The organism is Exiguobacterium sp. s189, from assembly GCF_018617615.1.
Classification (GTDB): Bacteria; Bacillota; Bacilli; order Exiguobacteriales; family Exiguobacteriaceae; genus Exiguobacterium; species Exiguobacterium aestuarii_A.
Window position 1 is genome coordinate 1 of record NZ_JACSKM010000028.1, and the last position, 768, is coordinate 768.

Genomic DNA, 768 nt, shown 5'->3' on the forward strand with positions numbered 1-768 from the left:
TAGCTCTTAAATTGACGAAGCTTGCGCTTCATTCAAAAAATTGTAAAACTTATTTTTGCCTCATCGTTCAGTTTTCAAAGTTCGTCTGTAAAAAATAAAATTGGTGGAGCCTAGCGGGATCGAACCGCTGACCTCCTGCGTGCAAGGCAGGCGCTCTCCCAGCTGAGCTAAGGCCCCATATAAAAGTGATGATGGTCGGGAAGACAGGATTCGAACCTGCGACCCCTTGGTCCCAAACCAAGTGCTCTACCAAGCTGAGCTACTTCCCGTAAAAATGGTGCACCCTGAGAGATTCGAACTCCCGGCCTTTAGATTCGTAGTCTAACGCTCTATCCAGCTGAGCTAAGGGTGCGAGACGAATAATCATCATGGGAAAATATTAATGGTACCGAGGGCCGGACTTGAACCGGCACGAGGAAACCCTCGCAGGATTTTAAGTCCTGTGCGTCTACCAATTCCGCCACCCCGGCAAGGTATAATTTCTAGCGGTAGACTTTTTAAAAAGATCAAATGGTGCCGGCGAAAGGATTCGAACCCTCGACCCTCTGATTACAAGTCAGATGCTCTACCAACTGAGCTACACCGGCAGGTGTAAATGGTGGAGGATGACGGGATCGAACCGCCGACCCCCTGCTTGTAAGGCAGGTGCTCTCCCAGCTGAGCTAATCCTCCAATATGTAGCCTGGCAACGTCCTATCCTCACAGGGGGAGATCCCCCAACTACTTTCGGCGCTGAGACGCTTAACTTCCGTGTTCGGCATGGGAACG

The 768-nt window shown here is 50.4% G+C and carries 6 tRNA genes and 1 rRNA gene; all 7 read right to left on the reverse strand.

Annotation, left to right across the window (positions count from 1 at the left end):
- Positions 1–101: 101 nt before the first annotated feature.
- Positions 102–177: transfer RNA gene (locus tag KNO99_RS15250), tRNA-Ala, on the reverse strand.
- 15 nt (positions 178–192) lie between these two features.
- A tRNA-Pro gene (locus KNO99_RS15255) sits at positions 193–269 on the reverse strand.
- A 6-nt stretch (positions 270–275) separates the two neighbouring features.
- A tRNA-Arg gene (locus KNO99_RS15260) sits at positions 276–352 on the reverse strand.
- Positions 353–383: 31 nt separating this feature from the next.
- Positions 384–470, reverse strand: a tRNA-Leu gene (locus KNO99_RS15265).
- Positions 471–511: 41 nt separating this feature from the next.
- Positions 512–587, reverse strand: a tRNA-Thr gene (locus KNO99_RS15270).
- 9 nt (positions 588–596) lie between these two features.
- Positions 597–672, reverse strand: a tRNA-Val gene (locus tag KNO99_RS15275).
- A gap of 8 nt (positions 673–680) precedes the next feature.
- Positions 681–768, reverse strand: a 5S ribosomal RNA gene (rrf, locus tag KNO99_RS15280); the annotation flags it as partial.